We start from the raw sequence: 20,387 nt of genomic DNA on the forward strand, positions 1-20,387 counted from the left end.
CGTAATTATTTAATTTTTGGCTTTTTACGTTTTCGGGTAAATTTCCGCGGCGCTTTTCCTTGTGGTAAACCACTAAAACTGATGTCTTTTACTGTTATGATCAGTTGCTGCAAATTATGCTCAACACCAGCAATAAAGCTTTGATAATTTAACGATTGCTTGCTGATAGATTCTAGTTGAGATTCCCAAAGTGCGGTCATATCTGGTTGTGATATTTGTTGAGGTAATGAGGTGATCAGCTGGCGACCAATTTCAGTAGCTCTAATTTCTTTGCCTTTACGGGTTAAAAATTGGCGTTTAAATAACAATTCAATAATGCCTGCACGGGTGGCTTCAGTGCCTAAACCGTCGGTTTCTCTTAACGCTTTTTTAATCTCAGCATCGGTAACAAAACGGGCAATGCCGGTAAGCGCACTTAATAAGGTCGCATCGGTAAAAGGCTTGGGAGGGCTGGTATTTTTTTCTACCAAGTTGCCTTGGTTACATTGCACACTGTCATCAACCTTAACATTAGGTAGTGTTAAGGTAGAAAATTCAGCATTCGTTTTATTTTTTGTTGGGAATAAAGTTTTCCAGCCTTGATGAATAACGTCTTTTTGTTTGCTGGTAAAAAGTCCGCCAGCAATAACGGTATCAATTTGTTTATCGGAATATTCAAAATTTGGGTAAAATTGGGCAATGTATTGGCGAGCAACTAACTCATAAACTTTCTCTTCATTACTTGATAAAACACCCGTTGCTTTGTTTTTTGCGGTCGGAATAATCGCATGGTGAGCGCTGACTTTTTGATTATTCCAAGCGCGGCTTTTTTTGGTTAAATCAGCATGCTCTAACATAGTGGCAAGTTTATCTGACATTTGGCTGATCGCATGAGTTACTGCAGGTACATCGTTTAAATGTTCGGTGGGCAAATATTGGCAGTCAGAACGTGGATAAGTAATTAATTTATGTTTTTCATAAAGTTGTTGGCAAGTGTCTAATACTTGTTTGGCGTTCATACCAAAAGCGTTAGCAGCCGCTATTTGTAAACTAGATAAGCTAAAAGGCAATGGTGCGGCTTGCTGCTTTTTATGTTGAGTGACTTTTTTAATGGTACCTGGTTGATTGTTAATGCGGTTAATCACGGTTAATGCTAGTTTTTTTGATATCACCCGATTTTCTTCATCCATGTAAGGTTCACAAGCTTTACTAGGCTGCCATTTACCCTGATATTTCTCTCCTTGAATAGTGGTAATATCAGCGATAACCTCATAAAAAGGTTTGGAAACAAAGTGCTCTATTTCAAGATCACGATTTACTACTAAACCTAGAATAGGGGTTTGCACTCGGCCAATAGATAGCACCCCTTGATAACCTGATTTTTGACCTTGCAAAGTACACAGGCGGGTCATGTTTAAACCATAAAGCCAATCAGCTCTGGCTCTAGCAAGGGCTGATACGGCTAAAGGTAGGTAATCTTTATTAGGTTTTAAGTTGTTAACAGATTTTTTAACGGCAGCGAAGTTCATGTCACTTATCAAACAACGTAAGGCATTATCTATTTTACTTTTTGATGCGCCACAATAGCTGATCGCTTCATCAACGAGGATCTGTCCCTCGCGGTCGGCATCACCGGCATTAACTAATGTTTTAGCTTGTTTAATTAATCTTTTAATAACAGTAAGTTGTTTACGCGTTTGCGCTTTCGGTTTTAATTGCCATTGCTCAGGGATAATCGGCAGGTGTTCAACCAACCATTTTTTGAATTTAACATCATAATCTTCTGGTGGTGCTTGTTCTAATAAATGACCTATACACCAAGTAACAACATCACCATTGCCAGCTTCAATATAGCCATCATTTTTTTTGTGGGGCTTAGGGAGTACTTCAACAATAGCTCTAGCTAAGCTTGGCTTTTCCGCAATATAAAGCTTCAACATGCATCTTTAAAGAAGATTGATTTATGGAAGATGATAACTAATAACTGATTTTATATACAGTGTTTTTTTTGCTTTTGGAAGACTATAAACCTTGTGGATATTTTGATAGCGGTTTTAAGTATTGTTTTATTCTTTGTTGATAAAAGTAACTAACGCCTTCTTTTAACCTTGCGCCATGATGAATTAAAAGATTGATCATTTCTGTATTGGCTGTTTTCACAGCTGTTTCGATAGGGGTGATATTAAAAGTGTTCACTTTATTAACGTCAACACCATGCCTAATTAATAAGCTTAAAATTTGAATGTTTTGTTGGTGAATAGCGCAGGTAAGTGCAGAACCAACATAGATATCATCATAATTAACATCAGCACCAAGCTTAATTAATTGCTTCACAGCTTCAGCATTATTATTTTTAATCGCTAAAACAAGTTGCTGATCGATAGACCTTTTTATACACATATCATTCCTTGATAGCCTATATCCCTGAATTAATAAGTTAACAGGATATTTAGTGGTGAGCAATCACCATAACTGCTTTTTGCGCTCTTTCTTTGCATACGTATTCAAAAACTTCTCATGTAAATCATGTGATTATTAAAGCTTACAACTAAACTTAACATAAGAATAAAAAACAAAAATAATTAAGTTGTTGTAATTTATTAAGTTTATTCTTTTGTTGTAAGAGCTGACGCTATTTATTCCTCTCACAATTCAGACTGTTCTTTAGTTTTTTTACAGAATTTATGCGGATTTTCATAATTTTGAAAAAGTATGAATACGTATGCATGGGATGTTTTTCATTCAATGACGCTTTTATATTAGTTTCATCCGCTTTTAAACAGTGGTTTGAAAATCATTTTAAACAAGCAATCACACCACGCAATAAATCGCTGGTTTGTAACAATAGAACATGGATGTATCGGGGGAGTTATACAATGTTAAAATTTAAAGCAAATAAAACAACACTCGCAATGATCTCAAGTGGATTAATTGCATCTTCAATGTCAGTGATGGCTGCTGAGCCAGCAAATTCTCAAGCGCAAAGCCCAGAAGTTGAAGTAATTGAAGTTCGTGGTATTCGAGGCAGTTTAATTAAAGCTCAAGCAGTGAAAATGAGCTCTAATTCCATCGTTGAAGTAATATCGGCTGAAGATATTGGTAAGTTACCTGATACGAGTATTGCTGAGTCATTATCTCGTCTTCCAGGTGTTACTGGCGAACGTCGCGGCGGTCGAACAAGTGGTATTTCAGTTCGTGGTTTTAATGAAAATTACGTAGGGACATCACTTAATGGTCGTGAATTATTAGGTATGGGTGATAACCGCGGCGTAGAATTTGATTTATATCCAACAGAATTTGTCTCAAACATCGTTGTGTATAAAACGCCTGAAGCCGGTATTATGACTCAGGGTATTGGTGGTACGATTGATTTACAAACGGTTTCACCGTTAAATGCTGAATCGTCGATGACGTTTAATGCTAACTTTGAGCAAAATGCCAAAGATGCGGCGAACCCTGATTATGATAATACTGGCCATCGTTTATCTTTTAACTATGTTGAAAAGTTTGCTGATGATACTTTGGGTTTAGCCTTGGTATTAGCATCACAAGAAACACCTCGCCAAGAAGAAAACTTTCGTGCTTGGGGTTATGCTGATGCACCTTCAGGTAATAAAATTTTAGGTGGTCATGATTCATTTGTTCGTTCATCTTTAATTCAACGAGACTCTATTGCCGCTGTTGTTGAATATGCACCAACAGATGATCTAAAGCTACAGTTTGACGCCTTATATATTGATTTTGATGAAAGTGATGTTCGCCGTGGTTTAGAAGAAGGTGGCCCTGTATGGAGTGGGGCAAATTACACAGAAGATAATATTGAAAATGGCTTAGTGACTTCTGGTTATTGGGATGGTTTTCACTCGGTTGTTCGTAACGATGCTCGTACGCAAAAATCAACGTTAACAACCTTAGGTTTAAATGTTGAATATATTATTAACGATAACTGGACTGGGGAACTTGATCTCTCATCAGGGAAAGTTGATAAAGACATTATTGATGTGGAAAGCTATTCAGGAACAGGACGTGCAGGTGTTGATGGCCGTCCGACAGCTGCTCGTTCATGGGAAATGACATCAACGGGAGTTATGTACAGTGACCACCCAACATTATCAGGTGTTGATTACACCGATGAAAGTCTAATTCGTTTAGCGGGGCCACAGTCATGGGGCGCGCCGGTAATTGGTGGTGATGCACAAGATGGTTTTATTAACCGTCCGGTATTTGAAGAAGAATTAGACAGTGTTCGTATCGATTTAAATGGTGTACTTGAGTATGGTCTTTTTACCGGTGTTCAATTTGGCGTGTTCTATTCGGATCGTTCAAAATCAAAAGTTAATGAAGGTGATTATTTAACGGCTCCAACTTACCCTGGTGATGGCCCAATTCCTGATATATTAGGTGTTGCGGATTTAAGCTTTATAGGTATTGATGGTGTTCTAGCTTATGATTCATTAGGTTTGTATCAGAGTGGTTATTACACAGCGACACCAGCCTCTTTAGTTCAAACTGATCGTTTAGGTGACACTTACACAATAGATGAAAAACAAACATCAGTATATGCCAAGTTAGATATGGAAGCCGAATTTGGTGATATCTTGATGTCAGGTAATATTGGCGTACAAGTTATTGATATTGAACAATCATCAACGGGTTTTTCAACCGTAGAAAATTCTGAAGGTTATGTTGTTTCAACCGATTCCGCTGGTGGTGATTCGTATACCGATATCTTACCTACATTAAACTTAAGTTTTGAAGTTGCAGAAAACCAATTTATTCGTACGGCATTGGGTAAAGTATTAAGTCGTCCACGCTTAGATGATATGCGTCCAAATGCAAGAGCGACTTTTGCATATAACGATGATCAAATAAAAAATCCGAATCCACAAGGTGGACCATGGAGTGGTAGTGCTGGTAATCCAGATCTTAAACCATTAGAAGCGAATCAGTTTGATTTATCTTATGAAAATTACTTTACTGATGATGGATATGTTGCTGCCGCATTTTTCTATAAAGACTTGAAAAATTGGCATAGAAAAGGAAATGCCTTAACTAACTTTTCTGATGTTTATATTCCTGATTTACATCAGGCATCTGATGGCTCTGCACCGGCGACGTTAGAAGGGTTTATTGAAAGTACTGAAGATGGACTTACTGGTTTTGTAAGAGGTTACGAAATACAAGCGAGCTTGCCTTTACGTACGGTTAATAAATCATTAGATGGTTTTGGTTTAGTTGCTAGTGCGACGTTTTTAGATGGTAAGTTAAGTGATGGTCAAGGTGTGCCTGGATTGTCAGATGAAAGTTATTCATTTACCGCTTATTATGAGAAAAACGGTTTTGAATTCCGTATTGCCGGTACTAAACGAGATCAATTTGTTACTGAAACGCGTGGTGGTAGTTTAGCGCTTGTATCAACTAATGATCAGGGTTCAACAATTGTTGATGCACAAATTAGCTATGATTTTGATGAGTCAGGTATTGAGTCATTAAAAGGCTTACGTTTAACGCTGCAAGGACAAAACTTAACGGATGAACCAACACTTAAAGCTGAAAACGATAGTAGACAAATATTGGAGTATCAATCATACGGTGCAAACTACTCTTTAGGTCTTAACTATAAGTTTTAAGGTATAGTATAAATGGTATGAAAGTAGTTTAAATATAGCCTGCTAGTTCATTGACTAGTGGGCTTTTTTATACCATAAGTATTTATAATCTTTAGTATATTTTTATAACTAACCAATATTTTAGTACTTGAGAAGTATTGTAAAGTGGCCGGTTAATTAATCCATTAATTGTTTTAAGTTGAAGTACTCATGAATAATCATATTAAAAAAGTAGTGATTTTAGGTGGTGGTACAGCCGGTTGGATGTCAGCAGCGCTGTTGAAAAAGCTATTAGGTACGGCGGTTGATATTGAATTGGTTGAGTCTGAAGCGATTGGCACGGTTGGTGTGGGGGAAGCGACAATTCCACCGATTAAATTGTTTAACTCAGTATTAGGGATTAATGAAGCTGAATTTCTTCGTGAAACTAAAGCAACGATGAAACTTGCTATTAAATTTGAAAACTGGAAAGAGCAAGGACATAGCTATTATCATACGTTTGGTGCTGCCGGTAAAAGTTTAGCGTTTTGTCAGTTTCATCACTTACTTCAAAAAAACGGCAATATTGACGATTTATGGCAATACGATCTGAATTATTTATGTGCGGAAAGTGGACAATTTGCTCATATTAAAACTCAAGATCCGATCATTGATTTACCTCATGCGTATCATTTCGATGCAACCTTATACGCAAAATTTTTGAGGAAACTCAGTGAAGAACTTGGTGTTAAAAGAACTGAAGGCATGGTGGAAAATGTTAAGCAATGCCAAACTAGCGGTTATATTGAAGGTTTATTTTTAAAGTCTGGTGAGTATATCGACGGGGATTTATTCATTGATTGTTCCGGTTTTAAAGGGTTATTAATTCAAGAGAAACTACATACCGGCTATGAAGATTGGAGCCATTGGTTGCGTTGTGACCGTGCCGTTGCTGTCCCTTCTGAGCGATTAGAAAAAACCTTACCGTATACGCGCTCGATTGCTCACTCTGCTGGTTGGCAATGGCGTATTCCTTTACAACATAGAAATGGTAATGGCATTGTTTATAGCAGTGACTTCTACAGTGAAGATAAAGCCGCGCATATATTATTAAATAACCTTGATAGTAAAGCGATTGGAGACCCTAATTTTATTAAGTTCAAAACGGGTCGGCGTTATAAACAATGGCATAAAAATGTTGTTGCTATTGGTTTATCCAGTGGCTTTTTAGAGCCGTTAGAGTCAACGAGTATTCATTTAATTCAATCCGCTTTAGTGCGCTTAGTACATTTGTTTCCTCATCAAGGAATTAATGATGTTGATATCACCGAATATAACAACCAATCGAAAGTTGAGTTTGAACAGATCCGTGACTTTCTTATTTTGCATTATCATGTCAATAACCGAACCGATAGCTTGTTTTGGCGGGATATGCAGGATATGGAGATTCCGGCAACGTTAAAACATAAAATTGATTTATTCGCGGATAATGGCCGGTTATTTAGAGAGCAGAATGATCTTTTTAACGAAAGCTCTTGGTTGCAGGTAATGTTAGGACAAGGAATAAAACCTAAAGATTATCACCCAATTGCTAACAATATACCGGATCAGCAAATTCAAAACATGTTAAGCAAAATTAAACAAATTAAACATGAACCCTTAAATAAATTACCTGAACACGACGATTTTTTAACACAATTTTGTAAACTATAAGACGATTGATTTATGAAAAGTATCGTCATAAAGAGAAAATAATTATTAAAAACTAGCTTTGTTTAACTGAATACGTATGCATAAGATTGTTGATATTTGCCTGAGCACGTAACGTCGTAAGGAAAATATTAACGCTGCACTTTTTAAAAAGTGAGCCAAATCATAGGTAACTTATATGCTCGCAATCCAACAGCAACTGTCGAAACGTTTTTATATTTTGTTAAGTTTACCTGCAACCGCTATGGGCTTTGCGTTATCGGTACAAATATCAGCGTTAAGCTGGATTTTAACCACAAAATACGGTTTAGATATTCATGAAGTAGGCTTAGTTTGGGCGGCTGGGCCGATTGCCGGTATTTTAGGACAAGTGATCATCGGCATTGTTAGTGACAATGTTTGGTTTTGGCATGGTCGCAGAAGACCTTTTATTCTAATTGGTGGGGTGTTAGCCGCGCTAATGTTACTAGCCTTACCGAATATTGATATTGTTTCAAGTTCGCTTGGTTTATCGGGGTTATTAGGTATTGCGATCACTGTTGCCTTGACTTTGGATTTAGCTATTAATGTTGGTTTTAATCCCACGCGGTCGATTATTGCTGATGTCACGCCCGCAGGCGAAGCCCGTACTAAGGGTTATACCTGGATGCAAACCGTGTCTGGTTCCTTTGGCGTTTTAGCTTATGCGATTGGTGCTACCTTAGGAAATTATTGGCTTATTTATTTTGGCGCCGCTTTAGCGTTAATTTTATCGGTTATCCCACCTTTTTTTATTACTGAACCTAGAACCTTATTGGTTGAAGCTAGTGCATCGGAACTCAAAGAAGAAAAGCTGTCATTTAAAGAAATCTTAATTAATATCAAACCATTATGGGGTTTTATTGGTTATGATTTTTATGCCCTCGGGTTACAAGTTTCAGGGGGTAAAACGGAACATTATTGGGCTGAAATTATTGCCGCCATAGTAACTCTACTGTTATTTATTCAAACCTTTTTAGCGAAAGAAAATATCAATAGTGACAATAATCAGGTCGGTTTTTCAAAGGTTTTAGCAGCGCATTCGTTTAGTTGGGTTGGGGTACAAACCATGTTTGTTTTCATTTTTGCCTTTTTACAAGACAAAATGCCCAATATGACTGATGACGAATTAGGTAAAGTTATTGCGATGAGCTTTTTAGTATTAAGTGCGACCGCAGCGTTATTGCCAGCATTAGTGTTAGAGCCTATTGCAAAGCGTATTGGTCGGGTAAAAACCCATGTTTACTGTTTAGCCTCAATGGCCGTTGCTTATTTCTTAATTGCCTTGTACGGCGGCGATAAAATCACTTTATTTGTTTTAATGGCGTTTGTTGGCATTGGTTGGTCGGCTATTATCAGTTTACCTTTTGCCATTATGTCTGAAAAAGTAGAGCAATCAAAAATGGGGTTATATATGGGCTTATTTAATTTATCGGTAGTGTTACCGCAATTATTGGTAAGCTTAGGTATTGGTTTATTTATTTCACGAGTAGCTGATAAAAGCTTTGTTTTTCAAGTAAGTGCAGTGGCATTAGCGATTTCTTGTTTTGTTTGGCTGCAAGTGAAAGAAAGAAAATAGCTTGTACTATTTTACCGAGAAAATTTAACGAGATAAAAAAGGACGATGTTGTATCGTCCTTTTTTACGAGTGTTGTTTTATGGTTGGCTATTTTTCGACATAAGCTAATTCTAAGGCAACTTGCTCCACACCTAATTTAGCTATTTTATGACTTAACTCAGCCTTTTTACTGTCGAGTAATGAAATTCCTTCCACTATCATATCAAAAGCTTTCCATTGCTGGCTTTGTTTGTCTTGGCGCATTTGAAATACAATTTCTATGCTTGGCTTACCTAACTCAATAATTTCTGCCGTAACACTAACAATGCGACGATCTTTAGTTGGTTTGTCGGCTTCAAATCTCACTTCTTGATTATTGTACTTTTGTAGCGCAATAGCATAAGTGCGAATTAAATAATGGCGCATTGAATCCGTAAATAACTGGCGCTGTTCTTTTGTCGTATGTTTTAAATTTTTATCTAAAATACGTAAGGCAGCGTATTGGTAATCAATATGTGGCATTAATTCTTCATCAACAATCGTGTCCATTAATAAAGGAAACTTAGCCAGTTTATCTTGGTTAGCGGCGATACGGGTAAATAAACTTTGGCCAACATTTTCTAATGTGGTGTAAGGCGAAGGCGTCTCGGCCAAGCTAGTAAAGCTTGCTAAGATAGCAAATAAGCTGATGATGATCCGTTTCATAATATTGTCTCAGGTAAATGGAGTTAAATTTGATGTTGTTATTATCATACCGACCGCTCGGTTTGTAAATGGTTAATTTCAATTTTTAGCAATTATTTTTTGCGAGGCTTAATTTTTTACTAAGGTTATTGCTTTAAAGTTTGCAGATAGCGACATAATTCATTGATCACCATGACAAACAAATCTTTACTGCGGGTAGATTTACTTAAACCGGAAGAACCATTTAATGTTGAAACAATGAAATAAGCGATTTGACTATAATTCAACTCGGTTTTGAGTGGATTTTTACTGTTATTAAAGGCATTTACCAGAAGCTGATTTAGTTGCTGTTGCATACTTAAAATACGAATGCGAAAACCTTCATCGATCCCCGACATTTCTTGGCAAAGGTTATTTAGCGGACAACCACACATAAGATCTTCACACGACATTGTTGTCATGTTTTGAAAAAATTCACATAAACCTTCAACCGGATCATCACAGGTTAGGGCAGGTCGCCACATATTTAAAAAAGAAGGTGTATATATTTCTTCAAACACGGCATAACCGAGTTCAATTTTATTTTCAAAGTGATGGTATAAAGCACCTTTTGAAATCTCGCAGCGCTTTAAAATGGTGGCAAGGCTGGTATTGTTAAAGCCATTTTTATGGATTTCATCAGCTGCGACTTCTAAAATTTTATTTCGGGTTGTTTCAGCATCACGCATAATTATCTTCACCACTAAAGAAAGATTTAAATAAGAATAACAAACCGAATGGTCTGTTACAAGTTTTACCTGAAAATGGCGAACAAGAGAGTGTCAACTATTCAAATCTCGGGCTTATGCATTAACAGGTTAGTTAGACAAAATGCAATCACCATATTAACGTTTTCGGTTACGTGGTTTAGGGTTTAACGCTTTTTTTCTTGCGCTTTTTTTAGATGGGGCAGATTGTTTTCTTCGGCCATTTTTTAATGGTTTATTTAGATCGGGTTCATAACCGGGCAACCATTGTGGTAATAGCGGTTTATTAAGTACTTCCTCAATGGCTTTTAATAACCACTCTTCATTTGGGCTCATTAGCGATATGGCGACGCCAGTTTTACCTGCTCGGCCAGTTCTACCAATGCGATGAATGTAGTCTTCAGCAATATAGGGTAATTCATAATTCATGACATAGGGTAAATCGATAATATCAATACCTCGGGCGGCAACATCGGTAGCGACTAGCACTCTTGTTTTACCCGCTTTAAATTCAGCGAGCGCTTTGTCGCGGGCACCTTGAGATTTATCACCATGAATAGCTAGTGTTTTAATACCGTCTTTAGACATTTCTTTGGCAAGCTCATCCGCTCCTTGCTTAGTGCGGGTGAAAATAAGTACTTGTTGCCAGTTTTTTGAGCCAATTAAATAGGAGGTGAGTTCTCGTTTTCTGTCAGCATCAACGGTATAAACAATTTCTTGTACGTCAACAGCCGTGGTATTGCGCTTGCTAACTTCAATTAACTTAGGGTTGTTTAACAGGCTTTTACTGAGTTTGAAAATATTGTCATCAAAGGTTGCTGAAAACAGCAGGGTTTGTCGTTTAGCAGGAAGTCGATTTAATATCCGATTAATTTCATCTTTAAAGCCCATATCAAGCATTCTATCGGCTTCATCAAGTACTAAGTGTTGTAAATCGCACAGGTCAATTGAACCATTAATTAAATGGTCTAATAAGCGCCCAGGAGTTGCCACGACAATGGCAGCACCAGCATTGATGGCGGCAATCTGTGGCTTAATACTGACTCCACCATAAATCAAGGCAGACTTTATCTTGGTATGCTGCGCGTAAGTTTCTATATTTTTAAATACTTGCTGCGCTAATTCACGGGTGGGCGTTAGGATCAGGGCTTTAACCGTGGTGACGCTTGGCTGTGTTAATAAATGATGCAAAATAGGCAAGGTAAACGCAGCTGTTTTACCCGTCCCAGTTTGCGCACCCGCCATAACGTCACGATGTTGTAAAATTTCAGGAATAGCAGCTTGTTGAATTGGCGTAGGTTTTTCGTAACCTGATGCTGCAACCGCTTCTAATAAAACAGGATTTAAGGCTAAGGAGGTAAAGCTCATAGTATTTTTACAACAAGGATATTTTTAGTAGCGTTATTGTACCAGAGATGACCTGAGATCAAATGTTGTTAAATATTGAAATTTTCAACTCACATTAAATAATCACGCTAACGTTTATGTTTAACTAAAGTTGCACTTATTTTTGGCTACTTCATAATACCGAGCATAAAGTTATCTAGTAATAAAATCCCTAAAATAGCTAGCAGGCAAACAAATGAACATAGAAAAAATTTTATTTTCAATCGTCGATGTTAACGACAATGAAGTACCTGTTGCAGGGGTAGCTGCGGCAAAAGAAAATTGGTCAATTTTTTATCCTGAATTAGAAAAACTTATTGATCAATTTATTGCCGATCCGAGTGAACTTACTGATGAACAGCAAAGCATTTTATTTTATGGCGTGTTTTTAATCGCTGAGCTTAAATATACGCCAGCACTATCAAAATGTTTGCAGTTATTTTCGCAATCTGACGGCTATTATTCACCATTAGAAGAAGTGTTTGGCGACACTATCACGGAATTATTACCAACATTCTTTTACAATGTTGCAAGCGGCCAAACTCAAGCACTATCTGATTATATTCTTGCTAACCACGAAGCCATGTATTGTAAAGGAGCGGCTATTGAGGCCATTTTTGCTCAGTTTGAAATGGGCGAAATTGAACTAGCGGTATTAGAGAAACACATTAGCTGTTGGTTTGATACGTTTGTCACTCACCCTACGGCAAATACGCCATTTTTACTTAGTGTTATCGCCAGTTATTGTATTGATTACCAGCTTGATCAATTTCAAGCCGCTTTCATTAGCATTGAGCACAAAGAACTTTTTGATGAAGAGTATTTATCGTTAGCTGAATTAACCTCATGGGATAGCTCAACACCACTCAAATTGGTAGAGCAAGGGCAAATACAAGCTGAGTTTAATGTGGTGGAAACTTTTCAGTCATGGCTAACCGCGCATGTTAATGACGAGAAGAATATGGCACAGAGACAAGAAAGGCATGAGCATGCTGACGATATCGATATCGCCGAATTAATTAATGCTAATGGCTTGTTATCAAATCTTTTATACGATGAAAACACGATCATCGAAAACAGTATTCCTGTTAATGAGTTACCTAAGATTGGCCGTAATGAACCTTGTATTTGTGGTAGCGGCAAAAAATACAAAAAATGCTGTTTGCATTAAAATATATTGATAGTGAAAGTAATATGTCTATTGAATCGACCTTAGGAAATGAAACTTGGCTTCGCCAAAATGAAACAAGGGTGAAAGCGTTATTTCCAAATGAATTCACGCCCATTAATGAATTAAATGGTGTGGCGATAGGTCAACAGTTACGTTTGTTAACTATTGATTGGAAAACAGAAAAAGAGTTTGAAAACATTATGGTATTTTTTGAAAAGCTCGGTTTTTTAATTCGCCAAGGTAATAAAATAAAAACGAATGACACTTCAATATTTAGAGCGTGTTAATGAAAAAACAGCAAATTAAATTTTCATATATAATACGCGTATTTAATTAATTTTATTAAGGCTAAATTGAAATGAGCGATAGGTTACCAGACTGCCCTAAATGTGAATCAACATATGTTTATCAAGATCAGGCGTTATTAATATGCCCAGAGTGTTCTTACGAGTGGAACCCTGCTGAACCTGATGAAGATGAGTTAATTGTAAAAGATATTCACGGTAATAAGCTTGAAGTAGGTGATAAGCTAACACTGGTAAAAGATTTAAAAGTGAAAGGCTCATCAACTATCTTAAAAATTGGGAGCAAAGCAACGATTAAGCGCCTACTGGATAGTGATCATCCGCTTGATTGTAAAGTTGAGGGCTATGGTGATATGTTGATAAAAGCGGATAAAGTGAAAAAAGCATAGCTTAATTTCTTATCCCAAGAGCAGGTTATTTAGAGCATCGGGATAACGATGCTCATAGTTTCAAAAGATCGTTCGAATGTGCTTAATTTACTTCGCTGTTAATTGAACTAATTTGCTATTCCATTTAAAAACGGCAAATTTAAGTGGTGTGGTGCCGGTATTTTTTAAGCCGTGTAAATCACCTGGCTTTGAAAAAAGCATATCACCGGCTTTAGCTGCAAAATCTTGATCATGTAATGTCCAAGTACCGCTGCCTTCTAAGATCATTAAATATTCTTCTTCTTCATGAACATGAGGAGGGTGAATTTCCATGCCCGGATTGATAATGGCAACTGCCGCTAAGGCGTCTTTAGTGATCACGGTTTCGCCTTGGTAGTAAGTTATCAAGGTTCCCCAGTCAAAGTGTTGAGTGACCGCTTGTTTTTGGCTAACGACAGCAGTGTTGATAATATCATTCGCTAATAGGTTATTAGAAATTAACAGCAGGGTTAATATCGCTAATTGTTTTAAAATTTTCATAATGTTTAAGCTAATCTAAAAAATAAAGAATTAGCATATCGTTAACTTTTTTTGAGCACAAGTAATGAAAATTTTATGGCTATTATGATTTTTATTTTTTTGGGTTTTTATTTTCTTGGTAAGAGAGGCTTAGATTAACGCTTGAAGTTGCGCTAAGCCGTTAACAAAAAAGCCCGCTTTTAATGGTTAAGCGGGCTTTATTATTGCTGACTTATTTAGTGCAGTTGGTAGATGGCTAAACTCATGGGTGCTAATTGTAGTGAGTTTTCTGTCAATTTAAGCTGTTCTTTTGGATCATTAAAGCTATAAATCAATGTTGCTTTGGCTGAGGTTGGTAAAGCTGTATTGACCAATGCGGTTGACGTATTAGCGACTATTAATAAGCTTTGTTGTTCAGTTGTCCGAGTAAAAGCAAATAAGCCTGGCGTTGCCTGGCTATATATCACCTGTTGTTTACCATAGCGTAATGCAGGGTAAGAATGATAAATATCGGCATATTTTGCTAATGTTTGATAAAACAAATGGTTTTGATCAAAGTTATCATCGGCGGTCGTTTTATCGGTTGCTAATAAGTCATCATCGTTAAAACTGGCCACTTTCGACGGCATCATATCTTGACGAGCATCTTGGTCGTTGCCATCGCCAACAAAACCTTGTTCATCGCCGTAATACACCACAGGAATACCACGATTAAAATACATTAATGCGTGGCCTAACAGCGTCCGCTGAATTTTTTCAGCTTCACTGTAGTTGGCTTTATTGGCGTTAAGCATAAAGGCTAAGCGCCCCATATCATGATTACTGACAAAGTTAAGTAATTGATCCGCATGGCTGTCTTCGTCATTATATTTATTATCTTGGGCGAATAAGGTCGCAAAAACATCAGTGCCTTGATTTTCAACTAAGGTTTTAGTTACCGCGTCTTGAAAGCCAAAATCGAGTACTGACTGCATTTTACCCTCGGTGGTGAATCGGCTTAAAATATCAGGCTCAGGAGCATAGACTTCACCAAACATAAAAAACTGAGGAATGCCTTGAGCTTTGGCATGTTCAACAAGTGCTGGGGCAAATTGTGACCAAAATTCAATATTGACATGTTTAACTGTGTCAATACGAAAACCGTCAGGTTTAAATTCTGAGATCACGTTTTTGAAAATTTCTGTCATGCCGGCGACCACTTCTGGATCATCGGTATTAATATCATCTAAGCTGGCAAAGTCACCATAGATGGAGTTTTCGCCCTCATAAGTGGTTTCACCTTGGTTATGATAATATTTTGGATCATTTAACCATGCAGGCACTTTAACGTTTTCTGCCCCTTTGGGTAAATAAGGTGTGTAAGTACCTGATTTTTCGACTTCTGCTAAAGACTTATATTCACAAGCATTGAGTGGCGTACCATCTTCTAAATGACATTCTTTGTATTTGATCACATCTGCGGTGTGGTTGGTGATAATATCAAAAAAGACTTTAATATTTTCTTGGTGAGCAGCGTCTATAAAGGCTTTTAAATCGTCATTACTCCCTAGGTGAGGATCGATTTCAGTAAAATCTAATATCCAGTAGCCGTGATAACCTGAACTATCTCCTTGTAGCGCTTGGTTACGCATAATGGGTGTTAACCAAATAGCGCTAATGCCCATGTCTTTTAAGTAAGGCAGTTTGGCTTTTAAGCCTGGAATATCACCGCCGTGATACATGGCTTTATTGCTAGGATCAAAGCCACCTTGTGATAATTTAATGGTTTTAGAACCGTTGTCATTATCGGTATTACCGTTATAAAAACGATCGGGTAAGACAAAATAAAACACTTCATCTTGAATTGAACGATTTAAATAATGCGGTAAATCACTGGCATTTTTTAATGCCTTTTGAGCTATTGCTGTTTCTACGGGTGTAGAAAGGTTTGCTGTCTGAGTTTCGTTATTTTCTGAGCAGGCACACAAAGTTGCTGCTAACACAGAAGATAACAAAACTCGTCCCCACGAGTTTTGATATGTCATGACTAATTACTTCTATTGCTTAGAGTTTAGGTCGTATTTCCTGCATCACTTGTGCAATTTGTACCACAGATTCTTGTTGGTAAAATTGTTCAATAGAAACGGGCAATTTACGACGCCAGTTAGGGTGCTCATCAACTGTGCCTGGTACGTTTACTTGTTCACGTACTTCTAATGCATCTTCTAATGGAATAAGTTGAATTGCACTCGGTGCATAGGCTAAATACTTATGAACTGAGAGTGATAACTCTCGGTTCATTACCGCAGGTGATTGCTGCGGTGCATTTGCCATATCAATGACTTGCATATCATCTAAAGCTGAAATTAGTTTGGTGCGGTCGGTAACTCTATCGGCTCGATCCTGCACACCCATTTCCTCATTGGGATATAGGTTTAAATTTTGTCGCCATTCTAAATCGCGACCTGTCCACCAACCGGTGAGTGTTGGAATATCATGGGTTGAAACTGTAACCATTGATAATTCAGGGTACATTTCTGGCCGCTTAAATAAGCCACTTTCCCAAGTTTCAAAATAAAGTACTTTATAAGAAAGTAAGCCAGCGTTAGCCATAATGTCGCTAAAACCTGGTGGTACTGTGCCTAAATCTTCACCAATGACGATACATTGTGCACGGCGTGATTCTAAGGCAATAATACGAAGAATATCATCTAACGGGAAGGTGATATAAACCCCCTCATTAGCTTTCATACCAGGCGCTATCCAATATTGACGCATTAATCCTAGAATGTGATCAATCCGTAATGCGCCAGCATATTGCATGTTACTACGTAAGGCGTTAACTAAAGGAGCGTAACCTTGTTTTTGTAAGGCAACAGGGTTCATTGGGGTTAAGCCCCAATTTTGCCCTAAAGTATTCATGGCATCAGGTGGTGCGCCTACTGCGGCACCGGCAACATAAACTTCTTGATCGGCCCAAACATCAACACCTGAACCATCACAACCAACGGCTAAATCTAAATATAAACCTACCGGCATATTATGACTTTGGGTAAGTTCAGTTACCTCACTTAGCTGGCGGTGTGCTTGCCATTGCAAGTAGGAAAAATAACCAACACGTGTTGCTTGCTCTTGTTGGAATGTTTTTACTGCCGCTGAGTTTGGATCATGGTATTCACTCGGCCAATCTGTCCAGTTATAACAGTGTTCATCGAGGTTTCTAAAGTGCTCGAATAATGCTTCAAAGGTGGCTTGTTTAACTAAAGCATCTCCTTGTTCGGCTTTAAAGTTTTCAAAATCGGCTTTTAGGCTTTTATCCGCATTTTTTAAAAAATCTTTGTATAAAATCTCTAATACTTGATATTTCAGCGTCGCTGTTGCGGTGTAATCGATAAATTCACTGTTACGCGTTTGCTCAAGTTTTGCCTTAAATGCTTTGCTGTTTACTCGGCGCTGCGCCATTTTTGAACTTGAATAATTATCTATTTTGGTTACATCAATATATAGCGTATTTAAAAAACAGCGACTCATTGGTGAATAAGGACTACATTGCTCAGGATTGTTTTGATACAAAGGGTGCAATGGGTTTAAGCCAACAGCGGAAATGCCTTGTGGTGCGGTAGTGTTAATCAGTGTTTGTAAATCGCTAAAATCGCCAGTGCCCCAGTTATTTTCACTTTTTAATGAATATAACTGCGCAGCATAACCCCACATTTTAAAATTGGCGGCTTCACTTGGATGATAACAAGTTTTAGGCGCGTAAATTAATGGGCAGCTCGCCGATATTTCACCATGATTGATCACTAATGTATGGTAGCCCATGGCTAAATTAGGCAATAGTAAATTGAATTTATTGTATTGAGCATCGTCAAATTTTTTATACTCAACATGCTCTAAACTATGAATTGGCACACAGGCATTAAGCTCATCACCTTCTTCGGTGATAATTTTCCAACTAATGTTATCAGCAACATCTGACTTAATACTTAAGGTGAGTTTATGTTGATGCTCTTCAAGCTTAGCAATGTGTACCGTCGGGAGCATATTACGCCAGTGGCTTTCATTCAGCGCTGTAATGCTTTGTTGTAGCTTATGCAGATCGTCCAGTTCATAGCCCATGGCGGTTAATAGAGATTGGTACGCTTCTTCTTTGGCATGCACTAAGTTGCCAAAAGAATCGTAATAACTTGGATAAAAACCAACCGCGTGTGCTAATTCATGTACTAAATTCATATTCCTTTGCCTTCCTCTGCGCCAATATCACTATGGCTATAACTTAAAACAACACAGCTATGAGCGCTTAATATATAACAATTGCTTTTAAGTTGAGTGTAATGATCCGTTGTTTCGGTAAATTCGGCCGTGTTAATTAACACTTGCCAGCTTCCAGGTAATTCGGGTAATTGATAATTAATGGTTGAACCATGGGCATTAAAAATAACCAAGAGCGCATCATCATCATGTTCATGTAATGTTTCAGTTGGTTTATCGTATTCGGTATCGGCTAGTAACATAGCAAAACATTTTAACCCGCTGTTATGCCAGTCTTTTTGACGCATTAATATGCCTTTACAGTTCAGCCAACTAATATCAGGTAAACCTGTTTTGGCTGACGTTGTTAAGCCGTGTTGATAATGCATACGGTTTAACAAAGGATGCGCTTTTCTTAACTTTATTAAGTGCTTAACAAAAGGTAATAAATCGTTTTCACTGCGGCTGTGCCAATCAAGCCAAGAAATATCGTTATCTTGACAATAGGCATTGTTATTACCACGTTGTGAATTGTTAAATTCATCACCTGCAAGCAATAATGGCGTACCTTGCGCTAAAAATAAGGTCGCTAATAAATTACGTTTTTGTTGTAAACGTAACTGATTAATAACGATATTATCTGTTTCACCTTCAAAGCCAAAATTACAACTGAAGTTGCTGCCGTGGCCATCGGCATTGTTCTCGCCATTCGCTTCGTTATGACGTTCTTCATACGTCACTAAATCATGTAACGTGTAACCATCATGTGTGGTGATTAAGTTAACGCTGGCGCTAGGGCGACGACTAGGTTTGGCAAAAATATCGGCAGAGCCATGAAGTCGGCGCGCAAATTCAGGTACTAAGCCTTCATCACCACGCCAAAAACGGCGGCAAGTATCACGAAAACGGTCATTCCACTCTAACCAACTATTTGGAAAACGGCCTAATTGATAACCACCATCACCAATATCCCAAGGCTCAGCAATTAGTTTAACGCGCGATAAAATAGGATCTTGACGAAGTGCACTAAAGAAATGATTTTTATCATTAAAGTGCGGATTTTCACGGCCAAGGATCGGCGCTAAGTCAAATCTAAATCCGTCTACACCCATAATTTCAACCCAGTACCTCAGGCTGTCCATTACCATTTGTAAAACACGAGGATGAGAAATATCTAAGGTATTGCCACAACCCGAATAATTAACATAAAAACGTTTATCTTCAGGTTGTAAACGGTAATAACTGGCGTTATCTATGCCACGAAAACTTAAAGTTGGCCCTAGTTCGTTACCTTCAGCTGTGTGGTTGTATACAACGTCTAAAATAACTTCAATACCCATACTGTGATAGGTTTCAACCAATTTTTTAAAATCAGTAATATCATCTTGATGACAATATTTGGCATTTGGAATAAAAAAGCCAATTGAGTTATAACCCCAATAATTACTTAGGTTTTTGTTGGTTAAAAAAGGTTCATCAAAAAAGGTATGCACAGGTAATAACTCAACACTGGTGATGCCTAGTTCGATTAAATATTTACAAACACTTTCATGTGCTAATCCTGAGAAAGTTCCACGGATATTTTCAGGTACATCGGGATGGTTTTGAGTAAACCCTTTTGGATGCATTTCATAAAACATGGTATGGCGACGACGCACTTGTGGATGGGTGATACATTCATCCAGCTCGTTAATGGCAATACATTTAGGCATGTATTTGGCGTTGTCACGAATATCAAAGGTTAAATCTTGTTGTGTGCTCTCTAAGTCATAACTGTAGTGAGTTTCTGACTGGATAAATTCACCAAATAATTTTTTAGCGTACGGATCCATTAATAATTTATTGGGGTTAAAACGATGGCCATTATGTGGTTCATAAGGACCATAAACGCGATAACCGTATAAGGTACCGGCAGGTAAATCAGCAATATGACCATGCCAGACATCATCAGTAAATTCAGGTAAAGAAACCCGTTTTATTTCTTTTGTGCCGGTATTATCAAAAAAGCAAACTTCCACTTTAGTAGCATTGGTTGAAAAAAGCGCAAAATTAATACCGTCAGGTAAAACGGTAGCGCCTAACGGGTATGAGCGACCAGAGGTGACTTGATATGCCATGATTAATT

15 protein-coding genes are annotated in these 20,387 nt (G+C 37.7%); 6 read left to right on the plus strand and 9 right to left on the minus strand.

All coding sequences use genetic code 11. From position 1 onward, the window contains the following. Positions 1 to 5: 5 nt before the first annotated feature. Both ACSLUO_RS05775 and ACSLUO_RS05780 read right to left on the minus strand, forming a co-directional pair. Positions 6 to 1,916: a DNA topoisomerase III gene (locus ACSLUO_RS05775; RefSeq protein WP_448247518.1), complete on the minus strand. Its 1,911-nt coding sequence runs from the start codon at positions 1,914 to 1,916 to the stop codon at positions 6 to 8. 85 nt (positions 1,917 to 2,001) lie between these two features. Beyond that, positions 2,002 to 2,379 (minus strand): ankyrin repeat domain-containing protein, encoded by a 378-nt coding sequence (locus tag ACSLUO_RS05780; RefSeq protein WP_448246997.1) that lies wholly within the window; start codon positions 2,377 to 2,379, stop codon positions 2,002 to 2,004. A 476-nt stretch (positions 2,380 to 2,855) separates the two neighbouring features. Between ACSLUO_RS05780 and ACSLUO_RS05785 the strand changes: the two genes are divergently transcribed. The 3 genes from ACSLUO_RS05785 to ACSLUO_RS05795 all read left to right on the plus strand — a co-directional run bounded on the left by ACSLUO_RS05785 (position 2,856) and on the right by ACSLUO_RS05795 (position 8,874). Beyond that, a complete protein-coding gene (locus ACSLUO_RS05785; protein ID WP_448246999.1) occupies positions 2,856 to 5,609 on the plus strand; it encodes a TonB-dependent receptor in 2,754 nt (917 codons plus the stop codon). Positions 5,610 to 5,798: 189 nt separating this feature from the next. Further along, positions 5,799 to 7,280, plus strand: coding sequence for a tryptophan halogenase family protein (locus ACSLUO_RS05790; protein ID WP_448247001.1), 1,482 nt, complete (start codon positions 5,799 to 5,801; stop codon positions 7,278 to 7,280). A gap of 175 nt (positions 7,281 to 7,455) precedes the next feature. Beyond that, entirely contained in the window at positions 7,456 to 8,874 is a 1,419-nt protein-coding gene (locus tag ACSLUO_RS05795; RefSeq protein WP_448247002.1) for an MFS transporter, read from the plus strand. A gap of 87 nt (positions 8,875 to 8,961) precedes the next feature. On the opposite strand, the gene ACSLUO_RS05800 is transcribed toward ACSLUO_RS05795, so the two are convergent. The 3 genes from ACSLUO_RS05800 to ACSLUO_RS05810 form a co-directional block, all read right to left on the minus strand. Then, positions 8,962 to 9,558, minus strand: a complete 597-nt coding sequence (locus ACSLUO_RS05800; RefSeq protein ID WP_448247004.1) for an MlaC/ttg2D family ABC transporter substrate-binding protein — start codon at positions 9,556 to 9,558, stop codon at positions 8,962 to 8,964. Between the two features lie 125 nt (positions 9,559 to 9,683). After that, entirely contained in the window at positions 9,684 to 10,265 is a 582-nt protein-coding gene (locus ACSLUO_RS05805) for a TetR/AcrR family transcriptional regulator (protein WP_448247006.1), read from the minus strand. 156 nt (positions 10,266 to 10,421) lie between these two features. Next, positions 10,422 to 11,651, minus strand: coding sequence for a DEAD/DEAH box helicase (locus ACSLUO_RS05810; protein WP_448247008.1), 1,230 nt, complete (start codon positions 11,649 to 11,651; stop codon positions 10,422 to 10,424). 214 nt (positions 11,652 to 11,865) lie between these two features. Between ACSLUO_RS05810 and ACSLUO_RS05815 the strand changes: the two genes are divergently transcribed. The 3 genes from ACSLUO_RS05815 (at position 11,866) to ACSLUO_RS05825 (ending at position 13,534) form a co-directional block, all read left to right on the plus strand. Beyond that, a complete protein-coding gene (locus ACSLUO_RS05815) occupies positions 11,866 to 12,840 on the plus strand; it encodes a DUF1186 domain-containing protein (RefSeq protein WP_448247010.1) in 975 nt (324 codons plus the stop codon). A 23-nt stretch (positions 12,841 to 12,863) separates the two neighbouring features. Next, on the plus strand, positions 12,864 to 13,127 hold the full coding sequence (locus tag ACSLUO_RS05820) for a hypothetical protein (protein WP_448247012.1): 264 nt from the start codon (positions 12,864 to 12,866) through the stop codon (positions 13,125 to 13,127). A 71-nt stretch (positions 13,128 to 13,198) separates the two neighbouring features. After that, entirely contained in the window at positions 13,199 to 13,534 is a 336-nt protein-coding gene (locus tag ACSLUO_RS05825; protein WP_448247014.1) for a zinc ribbon domain-containing protein YjdM, read from the plus strand. An 87-nt stretch (positions 13,535 to 13,621) separates the two neighbouring features. Here ACSLUO_RS05825 and ACSLUO_RS05830 read toward each other — a convergent pair whose 3' ends face one another. From ACSLUO_RS05830 to glgX, 4 genes are all read right to left on the minus strand, one after another. Beyond that, entirely contained in the window at positions 13,622 to 14,053 is a 432-nt protein-coding gene (locus ACSLUO_RS05830; RefSeq protein ID WP_448247016.1) for a cupin domain-containing protein, read from the minus strand. A gap of 215 nt (positions 14,054 to 14,268) precedes the next feature. After that, positions 14,269 to 16,056, minus strand: coding sequence for an alpha-amylase family glycosyl hydrolase (locus ACSLUO_RS05835; protein ID WP_448247017.1), 1,788 nt, complete (start codon positions 16,054 to 16,056; stop codon positions 14,269 to 14,271). 19 nt (positions 16,057 to 16,075) lie between these two features. Continuing rightward, complete coding sequence (malQ, locus tag ACSLUO_RS05840) at positions 16,076 to 18,244, minus strand: 4-alpha-glucanotransferase (RefSeq protein WP_448247019.1); 2,169 nt, start codon at positions 18,242 to 18,244, stop codon at positions 16,076 to 16,078. After that, positions 18,241 to 20,379, minus strand: a complete 2,139-nt coding sequence (gene glgX, locus ACSLUO_RS05845) for a glycogen debranching protein GlgX (protein ID WP_448247020.1) — start codon at positions 20,377 to 20,379, stop codon at positions 18,241 to 18,243. The genes malQ and glgX overlap by 4 nt, the downstream gene beginning before the upstream one ends. Positions 20,380 to 20,387 lie beyond the last annotated feature (8 nt).

It is taken from the genome of Thalassotalea agariperforans, from assembly GCF_053470345.1.